Here is a 16,194-nt window from a genome sequence, read left to right on the forward strand (position 1 = left end):
AGCTATTTTCAAAAAGCTATTTTCAAAAAGCTATTTTCAAAAAGCTATTTTCAAAAAGCTATTTTCAAAAAGCGACTGTTTGTAGTATTCACATATTACCTAGTCATTGTTTTTTATGTTTGAATGGATATTCAGGCTCATTTTAAGCTAAGTCGCTATAGTCAGTCCTAAATAAAAGAGATACAACTACGCGATACGGTTTTTTTTGCTTGCTGTGCCTACATAGACAGAGGCGGCGCAAAATATAATCCGTATCGCTGTATTTATTTTATAGTGGATCGACTATATCGGGCAATTTGAGTGACAATACTTCATTTCATTTTATGATAATAAAGGAAGAATATCATGGCTAAAGTACTTATCATTACTGGTGATTTCGTTGAAGACTATGAAAACATGGTTCCGTTCCAAGCGCTTCTAGCAATGGGGCATGAGGTTGATGCGGTATGCCCAGATAAAGCTGAAGGGGATAGCATCGCTACCTCAATACACGACTTTGAAGGGGATCAAACTTATACCGAAAAGCGTGGTCATAACTTTGTTCTTAATGCGTCTTTTGCCGATATTGATGTCGCAGATTACGATGCTTTGTATTTACCAGGTGGACGTGCGCCAGAATACTTGCGTTTGAATGCCAAGGTTATTGCAATGATTCAGCATTTCGCAAATACTGATAAACCGATTGCATCGGTTTGCCATGGGCCACAATTACTGACGGCTGCTGGCGTGCTAACAGGTAAAAAAGTATCTGCTTACCCTGCATGTCAGCCAGAAATAGAAATGGCTGGCGCTGAGTATATCGAGTTACCTATGGATGGTGCTATTACGGATGGCCAACTGGTAACGGGTCCTGCATGGCCTGCTCACCCAGCTATGCTGAAGCAGTTTGTTGCTTTGCTATAAGCCTTAATTCGGGTCTATTGAACGTTCAATAGACCCCAGTATCGAGAGAGGATATATGTGCCAACTGTTTATTAGTGCTGATGATAGCTTGTGGAGCTCTAAAACCAAATCGCTTCGAATTCAGGGAGTAGTTACCTCAATTCGTTTGGAAGTGTTTTTTTGGGATATATTAGAAGAGTTGGCATTTCGTGATCAAATGACGGTTAATCAGCTGATTACTAAACTATACCTTGAGTCTCTCGATGCTGATCATGACATTGGTAATTTCACCTCTTTTTTAAGAGTTTGTTGTTCTCGTTATTTATCTTTAATAGCCGATGGCGATCTTTTTCGCGAAACAACATCACCTTTAGAAGAGGTCGATGCAAAAAATATCATTAAACGTGAAACCCTCCGAAAAAATCAGCGTAGTGCAATATTCAATGACAGTAAGCAAAAAATTTCTATTAGTTAATGATGTTTATAACAAGTGCATAAAAGCATTAGCAAAGCGGGTAGAGAGGCGCTACCAGAGTGCAGATGAAATTTTGAAGGGTTTAGAAAGGTTGTGAAAGTAGCTTAAAGCTTCTGATGGGGTGTTTTGCAGCTTTAACGTCAAATTTCAGACACAAAAAAACCTGCTAAAAAGCAGGCTTTAATATTTGGTCTAAGATGTACTATCCGAAAATGGTGGGGCTGGAGAGACTCGAACTCTCACACCTTGCGGCGCCAGAACCTAAATCTGGTGCGTCTACCAATTCCGCCACAGCCCCATTTTCGTTACTCTATCATCAAAAGTGATTAAACTCAAACACTATCCAGATAGTTAACTGATTCGGTAGTGCGTCTCAGTGGTTGGCTATTATATAGAGTTTTAATTGTTTGGCAACCCCTATTTGCAATTATTTTTAATTATTTGATATTTATTTTTGGTGACTGTTTTAAGTGATTGATATTATTAGTTATTTATCATAGCGTTTTATGCGTTTATTTACTCTTTAGTTGTTACTCTTGGCGCAGAGATGTCTAGCTGTTGTAATTTACGTGTCAGAGTATTACGCCCCCAACCAAGTAAGCTTGCAGCCTCTATTTTTTTGCCGCCGCTATGATTGAGTGCTGCTGTCAATAAAACGCGCTCAAACTCAGGTGTTGCTGTTTGCAAAATGTCAGTCTCGCCTGTGTTTAGGGATTGTTCAGCCCAATCAGCCAATGCTTGCTGCCAACTTTGGCTTTTAGACATCTGACTATTTCGATTATTTTGATGATTGTTTAATACATTACTATTTGATACTTCGCCATTCTGTACCAAATACTCTTGGCTTCCTTCCTCTGATTCTGATGAGCTGTGTTCGTCATGAAGCACTGCATTAGGTGAGATGTTTTCAAGTAGCTCTGGTGGCAAATCTGTCGCCATGACAGTATCACCAGTGGCCATCACGGTTAGCCACAAACAGACGTTCTCTAGTTGACGCACGTTACCGCGCCAGTCGAACGTCTGCATAATTTGCAATGCAGCAGGATGTAGATGCTTCGGTGTGGTACTCATTTGCTCTGCGGCAGACTGCATAAAGTAGAGGGCTAAGGCAGGAATATCCTCAGGGCGTGTACGTAGTGGTGGTAGAGGCAGTCGAATGACATTGAGACGATAAAACAAATCTTCGCGGAATCGGCTTTGTTTTACCAGCTCTTCTAAGTTTTGGTGAGTGGCTGCGATGATACGTACATCGACCTTTATTGGCTGCTGTCCACCAACACGATAAAACTCTCCATTGGCTAGGACTCTTAATAGTCGCGTCTGAGTGCTAAAAGGCATGTCACCGATTTCATCTAAGAATAGAGTACCACCGTCTGCCTGCTCAAATCGGCCTTGACGCATTGTCGTCGCACCAGTGAATGCGCCTTTCTCATGGCCAAATAGCTCAGACTCGATCAAGTCGTGCGGTATGGCTGCCATATTGAGGGCAATAAATGGTTGCTGTTTACGCGGTGAGTGCTGGTGTAGAGCGCTGGCAACTAACTCTTTACCTGTACCAGACTCCCCAGTAATTAAGACAGAAATAGGAGATTGAGCTAGCCTGCCAATAGCACGAAATACCGTTTGCATGGCTGGGGATTGCCCAATGATGCCGCTAGGATTCCCATTACCTTTGGTTTCGACTACATCTTTGTTCTTATTGTCTTTGGTTGTCTTACTAGCAGATACTGCTCTAGGTTTTATCGGATTTTCAGTGGAAGTGTCAGACGTTATATTGGTATTAGGTTCATCTGAAAGGTTGGTAGCTGTTTCTAAACTGGGCTGATAATTGATGGCCTTATAAATCGTTGCAACTGCATCATCTAAGTCAAAAGGCTTGGGCAAGTATTCAAAAGCACCTGTCTGATAGCTATTGATAGCAGAAGTCAGGTCTGAATGTGCCGTCATAATGACGATTGGCATTTTTGGGAAATGCTGATGGACCCAGTCACTAAAAGACAATCCGTCCATCATTGGCATACGAATATCGGTTAATATGACGTCAGGTAATTGCTCTGTTGGCTCTTGCTGTTTTAAAGCATCGTTAAGGCGAGTCCATGCTGCCTGCGCTTGGGTGAAACTGATAACGGTCAATCCAGCATCTTCAAACGTGTCTGCCAACACCATACGTAGGGCTGCATCGTCATCGATTAACCACAATGTCGCAGGGTGGTCGTTGGGTGCATTGTTCACAGTTACTATTTGTGATTGTGGTGATGGAGTATCGCTTTTAGGTTGGAGGTTGTCGCTATATTCAGTCATGTATTAGGCCTAATCAGCAATTATTGGTGGTAAGTTGGGGATTGGGTATGGAGCGTTATGAAACTTAGCAGATTTATGTCGTAATATATTTATGTCTCAGTGATAGGTTGAGTAAATGGCAGATATAGTGTGAATCGGGTTTGCTTATCTTCTTGCTCTTTTGTCGAGCTCACATCAATCATACCATGATGATGACTGATAATATCTTGAACGATGGATAACCCAAGACCTGTCCCTGCTGCACGGCTGGTGACCATTGGGAAAAATATTTGACCGATTAGGGCTGGATCAATACCTGAGCCATTATCGGTAATGGTGATTTGCATCACTTGCTTATGCTGCTGTCCTACGATTGTATGCTGAAAGGCAACCCGCGTTTGAATATGCAGCGTTGGTTGATAATCAGAACTGCTCCCAGTTTGTCTGGTAGCTTGTGGCGATTCTTGAGATTCTGAGATTTTATTCTGTTGCAGCGTTTGTTCGAACTCAGTCATCGACTCACAAGCATTGTTAATGAGGTTTAAAAACACTTGAATCAGTTGATCCTTATCAGCGCACAACTCTGGCAATGATAAATCGTAATCACGCTGTAACACTACCTGTGGATACTGATTGGCCACTAAGGTTAAGACATGCTCTAGGGGCTCGTGAATATTAAGCGTCTGCCAGTTTGGTAGTTGATTAGAACCCAGCAGCTGACCAATAAGATGAGTTAGTCGATCAGTTTCTGAGATAATAATATCCGTATAGTTACGCAATTTTTGATTCATTTTTTGCAAATCATGCTGCGTGTCAGCATTGGTAGTTGTCAAAGCACTGTCAGCGCTAGAGGTGCTAGTAGTAGATGCGTCACTGAATTTAATAAACTGTCGTTGTAGCAGTTGTGCTGCCCCGCGAATACCAGCGAGAGGATTTTTTATTTCGTGCGCCACTGAGCGTAGCATATGACGAGCAACTGTATACTGCTGCTGTTTGCGCTCCTCTTCAGAGATGCGACTTTGACGATCTTTGCCCCACATCTCAATAATGAAATAGGGCTGCTGTTCATAGATGACCGGCGTGACGCTATAGTCGACTGACAACGATAAATTATTATTTAACGGTGTTTTTATAATGTGATCATGATCGATAAAAGGCTGCTGGTAGTTTTGCGATTGTACAAAGCGCTCGGTCAAAGAGTAAGCTGGCTCGCTCGAAGGCTCATTTGCATTCGTATCGTCACTATCATTATCGATAGATATAGTGTCTTTAGACTTCAGCTCATCGGGTGCTAATAGTGTCAAGATTGATTGGTTAATGAGTCTGCCAGTACTGATAGCGAGTAGCTGCTCGGCTTGAGCATTCAAACGCGTGATGAATAGCTCATCGTTGACCCATAAAATAGCAGTGAATAAATGCTGAGATATAAATGTAAGATCAGGGGTTGTTTTAGCGGTTATAAAATCAGCGTTCATTAGTCATGCCCAAAAAAGTCAGATGCTTGAGATAATATTTAACCACAAATCAAGACTATAGAGCGGCAAAACTGGTGATTTTTGCAAAAAAAACGTACAATGCGCTCAGCCAATTTATCTCTAGCAAGGTCAGCCATGTCCAAAACTTCTACCGAGTCAGTGAATACGACAGCAACAAATCCTCTATCTGCTGTACAAGACACTGCCACTATCTTCAATCCTGCCGCGCCTACAACAGTACAAGAGCAGAGCCAGACAGATATCAGTCAAGCAGATACTAAACAACCTTACCATCATAAAGCCAACCACAACCAAAACCGTAGTGTAGCCCAAAGCAGCGATGCTACTTCAGCCTTGACTGCCAATGCGACTGCTACGATGCCAGTTAGTGCAGCGCCAAAGATTGGTTTTGTGTCACTAGGTTGTCCAAAAGCATTGGTAGATAGTGAGCGTATTATCACTGAGCTAAGCCGTGACGGCTATCAAGTAGCCAGTGATTATGATGGTGCTGACTTGGTCGTGGTAAACACTTGCGGCTTTATTGAGTCCGCAGTACAAGAGTCGCTTGATGCAATAGGCGAAGCCATTAGCAAAAACGGTAAAGTGATTGTCACTGGCTGTTTAGGTAAAGAAGCAGACAAAATCCGTGAAATGCATCCAGCGGTACTAGCAGTAACGGGCGCGCATGCCTATGACGAAGTGATTACGGCAGTGTCGCAGCATGTGCCCAAGCCAAATCGCAACGAAGATGCGAACTATGATCCAAAAATAGATTTGATCGATGAAGCGGGTATCAAACTGACCCCAAGTCATTATGCTTATCTAAAAATATCAGAAGGCTGTAATCACCGTTGTACGTTCTGCATTATCCCAAGCTTGCGTGGTGATTTGGTATCGCGCCCGATTGATAACGTGATGAACGAAGCACTGGCGCTCAAAAAAGCTGGTGTGAAAGAATTGCTTATCATCTCGCAAGATACTTCAGCCTATGGTCTTGACCTAAAGTACAAGACCAGCTTTTGGAATGGTATGCCGCTCAAGTCTAAGTTTTATGACTTATGCCAAGCATTGAACGATTTGGGCATTTGGGTTCGCTTGCATTATGTTTATCCGTATCCACATGTGGACAAAGTTGTTGAATTGATGGGGGAGAAGAAGCTGCTCCCTTACCTAGATATTCCGTTCCAGCATGCCAGTCATCGTATCCTAAAAGCGATGAAACGTCCTGCGCATAGTGAAAACACCTTGGCTCGTATCAAAGCATGGCGTGATATCTGTCCTGATATTGTGATTCGCTCGACCTTTGTGGTTGGTTTCCCTGGCGAGACAGAAGAAGATTTCCAGTGCTTGCTTGATTGGTTGGTTGAAGCACGCCTCGATCGCGTGGGCGCATTTACGTATTCAGAAGTAGAAGGCGCAGTGGCCAATGACTTGCCTGATCATGTGCCTGAAGACGTTAAGCAGTCTCGCTATGAGCGACTAATGGCGCTACAACAGGATATCTCAGCGCAAAAGCTGCAAGAAAAAGTTGGCAAAACCTTAATGGTATTGGTCGATGAAATCGATAGCGATGAAAATATTGCTATTTGCCGTAGCTATGCTGATGCACCTGAAATTGATGGTCATGTCTATGTTGATGACATCAACACTCAAGTTAAGGTAGGGCAGTTTTTAACAGTGACTATCGATGATGCTAGCGAATACGATCTGTTCGCCAGTTATCAAGGCTAGATACCCAATAAGATATGTGAGTGAAAATTGCCCAATGATGGGCAGTTTTTGCTACAATTAGCGCAATTTGGCCTTTTTAATACGCTTAGCTGTAAGTGTAGCGTTGTGGACAAACTCGATTTGTATTTTACCGATAATTTTCTTTATAATTTCATGATAACAAGGTGACCTCATGTCTGACAAAAACCCGCGTTACGCTCGTATCTTGCTGAAACTCTCCGGTGAAGCCTTAGCCGGTAGTAAAGACATGGGTATCGATACCGAAGTGCTTGATAAAATGAGCTTATCTATTGCTCACTTACGTGGACTTGGTGTTCAAGTTGGTATCGTGGTCGGCGGTGGTAACTTATATCGCGGTGCGCAATTACAAAAAGAAGGTCTCGTTGGCCGTGTTACTGGTGATCAGATGGGCATGCTAGCGACCGTTATGAACGGACTGGCAATGCGTGATGCGCTTGAGCGTCGCAATATCAAAACTCGTTTGATGTCAGCGTTACCGATTGGTGAAGTCACCGAAAGCTATAGCAGTCGTAATGCGATTCGTTATCTCAAAAACGGCGAAGTTTGTATCTTTGTTGCAGGTACGGGTAACCCGTTCTTTACCACTGACACCGCTGCCTGTTTGCGCGGTATCGAAATCGAAGCTGGTTTGATTTTGAAGGCGACTAAAGTTGATGGTGTCTATGACAAAGACCCAAGTCTAAATGATGATGCAGTCAAATATGACGGTCTGACTTTCGATGAAGTACTAGAGCAAAAGCTAGGTGTCATGGATTTAACGGCTATCGCATTATGCCGTGAGCATAACGTACCGCTACAAGTGTTTGATATGACTAAGCCTAATGCATTATTGAATGTCATTATGGGTGAAAATGAAGGCACACGAGTTTTTCATTAATTGATGCGATACTGGTAATTAACGTCAGTAAATAGCTAACGATTAGCAAAAAATAATTAATATCCCAATAGCAAATAAAAGATTTGTCGGTAACGATAAATAAGGATACACAATGATTAAAGAGATTAAACAAGACGGCGAAGCACGCATGCAAAAAACGTTGGAAGCGCTTGAAAGCACTTTCAGTAAAGTTCGTACTGGTCGCGCGCATCCAGGCATGTTGTCAGGTGTGATGGTTAGCTACTACGGTTCTGATACACCATTGAACCAAGTGGCAAGTGTCAACGTTGAAGACTCACGTACTTTACTGGTCCAACCGTTTGACCGTACGATGGTACAAGCAGTAGATAAAGCCATTCGTGAAGCAGATTTGGGTCTGAATCCAATGACTGCTGATGTGATTCGTGTTCCGATGCCAGCTTTGACAGAAGACACTCGTCGCGACATGCAAAAGCTTGCACGTGGCGAAGCTGAAAGCAGCCGAGTATCTATCCGTAATATTCGCCGTGACATGATGAACGACATCAAAGACTTGGCAAAAGAAAAAGAAATCTCAGAAGATGATGAGCGCCGTGCTAGTGATGATATTCAAAAAATCACTGACAAATATATTGAAACGATTGACGCTCGCTTGAGTAAGAAAGAAAGCGATTTGATGGAAGTTTAATGCTGATATACTTGTTATTTATAGCAAGAATCAGTTCGGTAGATTATCTGTAATTGAGCAGCCAATACTTTATAGTTATTGGCTGTTTATTATTATGCAGACTTATATAGCCAATCCTGTATAAAAGAGCTAAAGCGTTAACCTCGCTTGGAGTATCATGTATACACCTGCATTTGGTTGCCTTGTACCTCTTTTAAACTGAATCAACTATATGAAACCATGTCTATATTATGCCAAAGACATTGATTGAACTGTGTTCATCGTGTTTTAGGTATTAAAAACTAACAACGCAATTATGATAAGTTAGTGAATTATATCAATGGCGCTTTGTAATCGTCATTGCACACGTTATTATTATTTACCTTAACAATAAGCAAGTTCGCCTATGTCCACTTCAGCCGTTTTGGCACCCGCTATTCTTCCTCATCATATCGCTATCATTATGGATGGTAATAACCGCTATGGTAAAGCCAATGATTTGGGCCACGGTCAAGGACATGTGGCTGGCAAAAATGCGCTCGATCCTATCGTCGAGTATTGTGTCAATACAGGCATTGAAGTGTTGACTGTATTTGCATTTTCTAGCGAAAACTGGCAAAGACCGCCTAGTGAGGTAGCATTGTTGATGCAGCTACTCACATCGACGATTCATGAGCAAATGCCGCGCATGAATGAGTATCGTATTCGCCTGCGTTTCATCGGTGATCGCAGTCAGCTCAGTGAGTCATTACAGGCTCTAATGGCTGATGCAGAAGAAAAGACGGCAGATTTTGATGCGATGACGCTGGTAATTGCGATTAGCTACGGTGGACAGTGGGATATTGCAAATGCAGCAAAACAACTGGCTCAGCGAGTGCAAGCTGGCGAATTAAAAGCTGAGGATGTCAGCGAAGAATTGGTAGGTAACTACGTACAATTAGCCGACACCCCAGCAGTAGATATGTTAGTGCGTACAGGCGGCGAGTATCGTATTTCCAATTTTTTATTGTGGCAATCTGCCTATGCTGAGCTATTTTTTACTCCCACATTGTGGCCGAATTTTGCAGCAGAAGAGTTGGCTTTGATGATTGCAGAGTTTGCTAAACGTCAACGCCGCTTTGGCAAAACCAGCGAGCAGGTAGTGACAGAACAGCAGGCTTACTGAGCAGCGAGTGGGTAGATAGGTTCAGTCAGTATGTATAACTGGTCAATAGTGCTGGTTTATGCAATGATAAACGATTTGAATTGATATTAATCACTATCACTAAGCCATAGTTAGTTAGCTGCTATAATGCATTTTTTGACCATTTGCTCTTCATTAATGCATTTTTTGACCATTTGCTCTTCATTATTATAAGGCTCGATAAATATGTGGCAACGAATTAAGACGGCAATTGTTCTCGTTATTATCGTTGGTATTGCAATGTTTGCGAGCCAAACACCTATTTTATTTGCACCATTATTGGCTATCGGCGTCGTCATTGCCGCTCATGAGTGGGCCAAATTGATGCCTAAGTGGCGCCAACCTGCTGTATTTGTTCTAGTGGTTTTAGCGCTTACTATATTATCACTAATGTTCAAGGTGACTTGGCTATTTTGGTGGGTAGCTTCGTTAGGGATATGGCTGATGGCATTGTCTTGGGTTCGAGTCTTCCCGACACAAACGAGATGGTACGGCAATCAGCTAGCAATGATGGGTGCAGTTATTTTGACGGCATCTATTACAGCGATGTTCTATCTCTGGCAGTTATCTGCGTGGTGGCTGCTGTATGTATTCTTATTGGTATGGTGTGCAGATAGCGGCGCATATTTTGTTGGACGCAAGCTTGGTCGCCGAAAAATGGCACCCAATGTTTCGCCCAATAAAAGCATGGAAGGACTGGCCGGTGGCCTCGTCACAGGGCTGTTGGTTGTGGTAGCTATCAGTGTCTTTAAACTACAGCTGACGGGTGTGCCGTTAATTGCATTTGTAGCGTTATCAGCCATCACTATTCTTGTATCTGTACTTGGGGATTTGTTTGAGTCGATGCTCAAACGCCGTGCTGATGTAAAAGATTCAGGGACTATCTTGCCAGGTCACGGTGGTATTCTTGATCGTATCGATTCATTGTTGTCTGCAACACCGATATTTGCACTTGGTTTTTGGGCGATACAGCAGCTTAGTTTAATGGTGGTGTAAGGTTATATAGCAGCACTGTTCTGTTCAAACCTTTTCTGTAGTTTATTCTCAGTAATATTGATATAAGTGAGCCAAGTGCAAGCAATGTATTAGTATAGCTAGCGAAGTTACCAAAGCAATAGTTTTGTAGTGGATAGACGATATTCTATTTTTATTATTTTTAAGTATCATGGGCATTAATGGTTATGACGCAACGCATCGCCGTACTAGGCGCGACAGGCTCGATTGGCGATAGTACCTTAGCAATATTAGCGGCGCAACCGCACACCTATGAAGTCTATGCTTTGTCAGGTTATCATCGCTTAGACAAGCTATTTATGCTCTGTCAGCAGTTCTTGCCGAAGCGCGTCAGTGTGCCGACAGCAGCAGTGGATGATTTTGCTAGCAGACTCAAAGCAGCGGGAATCGCTAGTGATGTCGTTGGGGGCGAGGCAGGATTGGTAGATATCGCTACTGACTCACAGACTGATACGGTTGTAGCAGCAATCGTAGGTGCGGCAGGACTGGCGTCTACATTAGCAGCAGCACGTGCAGGCAAACGTATCTTATTGGCTAATAAAGAGGCGTTAGTCATGGCAGGTAAAGTCATGATTGATGCGGCCAAAACGCATCATGCGACTTTGCTGCCGCTCGACTCTGAACACAATGCCATCTTCCAATGCTTGCCACTCGCTATCCAGCAAGATAATACGCAAATTCATCAGACAAATCATGGTGTCCGAAAACTATGGTTAACAGCCTCTGGTGGGCCATTTTTGCAGCAGCCATTCGAGCAAATGCAGCAGGCAAGCGTCGCAGAGGCAGTCAAACATCCTAATTGGTCAATGGGTCAAAAGATATCTGTCGATTCGGCCACGATGATGAACAAGGGGCTTGAGTTGATAGAAGCCTGTCACTTATTTGATTTGCCTGAAGATAAGATAAATGTGGTCATTCATCCACAAAGTATCATTCACTCAATGGTAGAATATAGCGATGGTAGTTTTTTAGCGCAGCTGGGTAGTCCAGATATGAAGACGCCAATTGCGCACGCGCTGAGCTATCCTGATCGAATTGATAGTGGCTCACAGCCATTAGACTTATTTGCACTTAGTGGTTTAGAGTTTATTAAGCCTGATCTACAAAAATTTGCCTGCTTGCGTTTGGCTCGCCAAGCAATGCAAGCGGGTACGCAAGCCACGATTGTACTCAATGCAGCAAACGAAATTGCTGTAGCGGCGTTCCTCGATGGGAAAATTCGTTTGACTGATATTGCTAATATCAACGAACAAGCCTTAAATGACATACAGCTGCCACCATTGAACGAAACCGCTGATATAGAAGATATATTGGCAATCGATAAGATTGCACGCCACCTGACTGATAAGTTGGTAGTAAAGCTGACATAATCGTAGCAAGCGTCTCTTAGCTGATACATGACACTGATAAACGATATTAGTAAAGATGTTAATAAAAATGTTGAGAGACAATACTGAGAAAAAATCATGACGTTTTTACTAACAGTTCTAGCCGCTATATTTGTCTTGGGCCCACTTATTGCCTTACACGAGTGGGGGCACTACATCGTGGCGCGGCTTTGCGGTGTCAAAGTGCTAACATACTCTATTGGTTTTGGTCCGAAAGTTTTTGGTTGGACTAGCAAAAAGAGTGGTATCGATTATCGTATCTCAGCATTGCCACTCGGCGGCTATGTAAAAATGCTAGATGAGCGTGAAGGTAATGTTGCAAAAGATGAGCAGCATCTTGCGTTTAATCGACAACATCCTCTCAAGAAAATTGCTATCGTTGCAGCTGGCCCTATCATGAATTTTGTCATCGCTATCGCGCTATTTTGGGTGTTGTTTATGACCCCATCTGAGCAGTTGGCGACTAAGATTGGGCAGGTGCTACCAGACACGCCTGCTGCGATGGCGCAATTACCAGTCGGTGATAAGATTGTTGCGATTGATGGACACGACGTGCAGACATGGGAAGGTATTAACTACCGGCTTGCAGGACGTATGGGTGAAACGGATAAGGTTAGTATTACTTTACAGTCAGATGCCCAAACCGAACAGCCAACCAAAACCTATCAAGCACCAGTCACGCAGTTTATGCAAGGCGAGGCTCAAGGTAAAGACGCATTGACTAGTTTTGGTATGTTGCCGTGGCAGCCACAGATTGCTCCGATTGTAGGCGGCTTGGCTCCTGATGGCGCAGCTAGCCGCCAAGGGCTAAAGGTTGGTGATCGCATTACTGCTATTGATGATAAGGCAATTGAAGACTGGATTAGTGCCACACGTATCATCCGTGATAATCCTGAGACGCTATTGAAATTCACGGTGTTGCGTGATGAAAAGCCTGTACAGTTGCAGATTATGCCTCAAGGCAAAAAAGACAACTTGGGCAATGATTACGGACAGATCGGTGCGATGGTGGATCAGACTGAGATTGTTATCCCTGATGACTATAAGGCCACCGTGGTTTACGGCCCTAGTGAGTCGTTAGTTAAGTCGTTTGAAAAAACTGAACAGCTAGCGGTAATGACCGTAAGCTCGATGGGGAAAATGTTGTCAGGTATGATTGGCTTAGACAATCTATCAGGACCAATTACTATTGCCAAAGTCGCTAAGCAAAGCTTTGATATCAGTTGGCAGATGGTATTATCAACAGCAGCACTGATTAGTTTGAGTCTTGCCGTTTTGAACCTCTTGCCGATTCCAGTATTAGATGGTGGTCATATTGTCTATCATGTTATTGAGCTAATACGTGGTAAGCCATTATCTGAAGGTGTGCAAATGGTCGGTCTAAATATTGGTTTACTCTTGCTGGCAGGTTTCATGGTGTTAGCAATTGGTAATGATATCAGTCGCCTATTTTGATCAGCTAATGAGAAACATAGCTGATAAAGCACGATATACTAGAGGTTTTACGCCTATTACAGGCTGATTGTTGTTATGATAGGCATGCTACTCTGTGTCGTAGCCTCTGTACTAATCGTAATTTTTAGTTTATTTTGTGATGCAATTTATATAAAGTGTTCTGAGTTGCCCTTGCATAGAATTATAGCCCTATGTGAATGGGTTAGACAATACGTGCCTTTTAACTTAATTTAAGCAATTTTTTTATTGACGGATAGTGTTTATGCGTACGCCTTTAATTATGAGCGCGGCTGGGTTGCCGTTAGTTGTAGCGATGATGAGTATGCCAGTACAGGCTGCAGAATTTGTAGTAACTGACATCGGCTTTAATGGTCTACAACGCCTAACCCCTGATAGCCTCTATCCGGTCTTACCTGTTACGGTAGGCGATACAGTGAATGATAGTAGCTTAGCTGCCAGTATCAAGGCACTATATGCAACTGAGAATTTTGCTGATATCCAAAGCCGTGTCGAAGGTGGCCAGCTAAGATTTGACGTCATTGAGCGTCCAACAATCGCTGAAGTAACCTTTGAAGGTAACAAGCTCATTCCAAAAGAAGGGCTAGAACAAGGTCTTAGCAATGCTGGACTATCAGCTGGTGATGTGCTTAAGCAGTCTACCTTGCAAGGCGTGGCCAATGAGCTACAACAACAATATGTTAGCCAAGGTTATTACAATAGCAATATCGAAGTAGAACAAACAGTCCTAGACGGTAACCGCGTAAAACTTGACGTGAAGTTTATAGAAGGTAAGCCTGCTAAAGTTGTTGATATCAATATTATTGGTAATCAGCACTTTAGTGATGAAGAGATTAAAGACGTCTTCGCGGTAAAAGAGTCTTCATGGACGCAACTGCTATCTAAGTCTGATCGGTATGCTCAAGAAAAACTGGCTGCCAGTCTAGAGAGCTTAAAATCGCTATATCAAAACGACGGTTATGTGCGTTTTTCAGTTGATAATGCTGTATTAAACATCAGCGAAGATAAAAGTAGTGTATTTATTGAAGTTAGTCTAAGCGAAGGCGAGCAATATCAGTTTGGCGAAGTGAACTTTTTAGGTAAGCCTACCTTTGAAAATAGTGAGCTAAGAGAACTGGTTACCTTTGAATCTAATGAGAAGTATTCGCAAGCAAAACTAGACGCTACGACAGATACTCTTAAAAGACGCTATGGCAATGAAGGCTATTATTTAGCTCAAATTAGACCAGTTCCACGTATCAATGACGATACTAAAATGGTTGATGTCGATTACTATATTGACCCTGCACGTCCTATCTACGTTCGCCGTATCAATTTTACCGGTAATATTAAAACGCAAGACGAAGTATTGCGTCGTGAAATGCGTCAGTTAGAAGGTACGCTATCTTCTAATGAAAAAATTCAGCTGTCACGCACGCGTTTGATGCGTACTGGATTCTTCAAAAATGTCACTGTCGATGTTAAACCAGTACCTAACCAGCCAGATCAAGTCGATGTAAACTATGTGGTTGAAGAGCAGCCCTCTGGTAGCTCAACGATTGCCGCCGGTTACTCACAGAGTGGCGGTGTGACTTTCCAGTTGGATCTGACTCAAAATAACTTTATGGGTACAGGTAACCGCGTCAAGGCTGCACTTTCTCGCTCAGAGACTTATGATTCTTATAGCCTAGGTTATACTGATCCGTATTTTACAGAAAACGGTGTTTCCCAAGGTATTAGTGGTTACTATCGCAAAACCAAATATGATGATGATAACGTTAGTAATTATGTGACCGATTCATATGGTGCCACACTGAACTATAGTTATCCTATTGATGAAACCAAACGTCTTAGTGCCGGTCTGAATGTGGACAATACAAAGGTTCGTGGTGGTCGCTATCTAGGGATATCTAATGCTCAAGAGATTCTAGACGATGGTGGTACAAAAACACCTGAGGTTGATACGGATGGCGTTGCAAATTTCAAAAATGACTATCAGACTTACAATCTATTGTTTGGTTGGGACTACAGCACTTTAGACCGCCCAGTATTTCCTACTAAAGGGATGAGCCATGCGGTTGATGCAACTATCGGTCTTGGTGATGCCAACTATCAAAAGCTAACTTATACCGGCAATGTATACTATCCTGTTTATAAAGACGTAATCGCGCGTGGTTATACTAAGCTTGGTTATGGTAACGATTTACCGTTCTATGAAAACTTCTATGCTGGCGGTTATGGCTCAGTACGTGGCTATGAATCATCTACTCTAGGACCTAAGTCACAAGTTTATCTTGATGCGGTCAATGATCCAGATAATCAAACTTTTACCGGAGAAGAGGTTGGTGGTAATGCGCTAGCAACGTTTGGTGCTGAATTGATTTTGCCAATGCCGTTTAAAGGTGATTGGGCAGATCAGGTACGCCCAGTATTATTTGCTGAAGGTGGCCAGGTCTTTGATACCTCTGATAAAGAAGATCGCACTTTTAATGATTCAGATGTTCCACTATTGACCCAAGATAATGACTTCCGCTACAGTGCCGGTGCTGGTATCACTTGGTATACGCCAATCGGTCCAATTTCACTTAGCTATGCGGTACCATTTGGTGACAAAGAAGGCGATGAGACTGAAAAAGTCCAGTTCCAGATTGGTAATACATTCTAGATTAGTGACATTATTCTCATCTACTTGAATAATTTTAAAGATTGTCTCAAATAGACGGAAATATCATTAGAGCTTAGTAGGTCGTCAAAACGCATTGTTATTTTG

The 16,194-nt window shown here is 42.7% G+C and carries 12 protein-coding genes and 1 tRNA gene; 10 read left to right on the forward strand and 3 right to left on the reverse strand.

Going from position 1 to position 16,194, the window contains the following annotated elements; all coding sequences use genetic code 11:
- Positions 1-342 precede the first annotated feature (342 nt).
- Both ACT3QR_RS00415 and ACT3QR_RS00420 read left to right on the forward strand, forming a co-directional pair.
- Positions 343-903 carry a DJ-1/PfpI family protein gene (locus ACT3QR_RS00415; RefSeq protein WP_444519834.1) on the forward strand — a complete coding sequence of 187 codons (561 nt, stop codon included), beginning with the start codon at positions 343-345 and terminating at the stop codon, positions 901-903.
- A 55-nt stretch (positions 904-958) separates the two neighbouring features.
- Complete coding sequence (locus tag ACT3QR_RS00420; RefSeq protein WP_444519436.1) at positions 959-1,357, forward strand: ribbon-helix-helix domain-containing protein; 399 nt, start codon at positions 959-961, stop codon at positions 1,355-1,357.
- Between the two features lie 213 nt (positions 1,358-1,570).
- Here the strand turns inward: ACT3QR_RS00420 and ACT3QR_RS00425 are convergent.
- The 3 genes from ACT3QR_RS00425 to ACT3QR_RS00435 form a co-directional block, all read right to left on the reverse strand.
- Positions 1,571-1,655, reverse strand: a tRNA-Leu gene (locus ACT3QR_RS00425).
- Positions 1,656-1,873: 218 nt separating this feature from the next.
- Complete coding sequence (locus ACT3QR_RS00430) at positions 1,874-3,658, reverse strand: sigma 54-interacting transcriptional regulator (RefSeq protein ID WP_444519437.1); 1,785 nt, start codon at positions 3,656-3,658, stop codon at positions 1,874-1,876.
- A gap of 89 nt (positions 3,659-3,747) precedes the next feature.
- Positions 3,748-5,112, reverse strand: a complete 1,365-nt coding sequence (locus tag ACT3QR_RS00435; protein WP_444519438.1) for a two-component system sensor histidine kinase NtrB — start codon at positions 5,110-5,112, stop codon at positions 3,748-3,750.
- A 135-nt stretch (positions 5,113-5,247) separates the two neighbouring features.
- Between ACT3QR_RS00435 and rimO the strand changes: the two genes are divergently transcribed.
- The 8 genes from rimO (at position 5,248) to bamA (ending at position 16,089) form a co-directional block, all read left to right on the forward strand.
- Positions 5,248-6,843, forward strand: coding sequence for a 30S ribosomal protein S12 methylthiotransferase RimO (gene rimO / locus ACT3QR_RS00440; RefSeq protein ID WP_444519439.1), 1,596 nt, complete (start codon positions 5,248-5,250; stop codon positions 6,841-6,843).
- 172 nt (positions 6,844-7,015) lie between these two features.
- On the forward strand, positions 7,016-7,741 hold the full coding sequence (pyrH, locus tag ACT3QR_RS00445) for a UMP kinase (RefSeq protein ID WP_424509833.1): 726 nt from the start codon (positions 7,016-7,018) through the stop codon (positions 7,739-7,741).
- A 112-nt stretch (positions 7,742-7,853) separates the two neighbouring features.
- Positions 7,854-8,408, forward strand: a complete 555-nt coding sequence (gene frr, locus ACT3QR_RS00450; RefSeq protein WP_444519440.1) for a ribosome recycling factor — start codon at positions 7,854-7,856, stop codon at positions 8,406-8,408.
- A 385-nt stretch (positions 8,409-8,793) separates the two neighbouring features.
- Positions 8,794-9,552 carry a polyprenyl diphosphate synthase gene (gene uppS, locus ACT3QR_RS00455; protein WP_444519441.1) on the forward strand — a complete coding sequence of 253 codons (759 nt, stop codon included), beginning with the start codon at positions 8,794-8,796 and terminating at the stop codon, positions 9,550-9,552.
- Between the two features lie 204 nt (positions 9,553-9,756).
- Complete coding sequence (locus tag ACT3QR_RS00460; RefSeq protein ID WP_444519442.1) at positions 9,757-10,566, forward strand: phosphatidate cytidylyltransferase; 810 nt, start codon at positions 9,757-9,759, stop codon at positions 10,564-10,566.
- A 179-nt stretch (positions 10,567-10,745) separates the two neighbouring features.
- Positions 10,746-11,954 (forward strand): 1-deoxy-D-xylulose-5-phosphate reductoisomerase, encoded by a 1,209-nt coding sequence (gene ispC, locus ACT3QR_RS00465; protein WP_444519443.1) that lies wholly within the window; start codon positions 10,746-10,748, stop codon positions 11,952-11,954.
- Between the two features lie 96 nt (positions 11,955-12,050).
- Entirely contained in the window at positions 12,051-13,427 is a 1,377-nt protein-coding gene (rseP, locus tag ACT3QR_RS00470) for an RIP metalloprotease RseP (RefSeq protein ID WP_444519444.1), read from the forward strand.
- Between the two features lie 262 nt (positions 13,428-13,689).
- A complete protein-coding gene (gene bamA / locus ACT3QR_RS00475) occupies positions 13,690-16,089 on the forward strand; it encodes an outer membrane protein assembly factor BamA (RefSeq protein WP_444519445.1) in 2,400 nt (799 codons plus the stop codon).
- Positions 16,090-16,194: the final 105 nt, after the last annotated feature.

The sequence above is a fragment of the Psychrobacter sp. AOP7-B1-25 genome, from assembly GCF_052376195.1.
Lineage (GTDB): Bacteria > Pseudomonadota > Gammaproteobacteria > Pseudomonadales > Moraxellaceae > Psychrobacter.

What these genes read in the sequence shown, in the direction of transcription:
- ACT3QR_RS00420 (WP_444519436.1), top strand. Translation starts at nt 959, where the DNA reads ATGTGCCAACTGTTTATTAGTGCTGATGATAGCTTGTGGAGCTCTAAA.
- ACT3QR_RS00430 (WP_444519437.1), bottom strand. Translation starts at nt 3,658, where the DNA reads ATGACTGAATATAGCGACAACCTCCAACCTAAAAGCGATACTCCATCA.
- ACT3QR_RS00435 (WP_444519438.1), bottom strand. Translation starts at nt 5,112, where the DNA reads ATGAACGCTGATTTTATAACCGCTAAAACAACCCCTGATCTTACATTT.
- rimO (WP_444519439.1), top strand. Translation starts at nt 5,248, where the DNA reads ATGTCCAAAACTTCTACCGAGTCAGTGAATACGACAGCAACAAATCCT.
- pyrH (WP_424509833.1), top strand. Translation starts at nt 7,016, where the DNA reads ATGTCTGACAAAAACCCGCGTTACGCTCGTATCTTGCTGAAACTCTCC.
- frr (WP_444519440.1), top strand. Translation starts at nt 7,854, where the DNA reads ATGATTAAAGAGATTAAACAAGACGGCGAAGCACGCATGCAAAAAACG.
- uppS (WP_444519441.1), top strand. Translation starts at nt 8,794, where the DNA reads ATGTCCACTTCAGCCGTTTTGGCACCCGCTATTCTTCCTCATCATATC.
- ACT3QR_RS00460 (WP_444519442.1), top strand. Translation starts at nt 9,757, where the DNA reads ATGTGGCAACGAATTAAGACGGCAATTGTTCTCGTTATTATCGTTGGT.
- ispC (WP_444519443.1), top strand. Translation starts at nt 10,746, where the DNA reads ATGGTTATGACGCAACGCATCGCCGTACTAGGCGCGACAGGCTCGATT.
- rseP (WP_444519444.1), top strand. Translation starts at nt 12,051, where the DNA reads ATGACGTTTTTACTAACAGTTCTAGCCGCTATATTTGTCTTGGGCCCA.
- bamA (WP_444519445.1), top strand. Translation starts at nt 13,690, where the DNA reads ATGCGTACGCCTTTAATTATGAGCGCGGCTGGGTTGCCGTTAGTTGTA.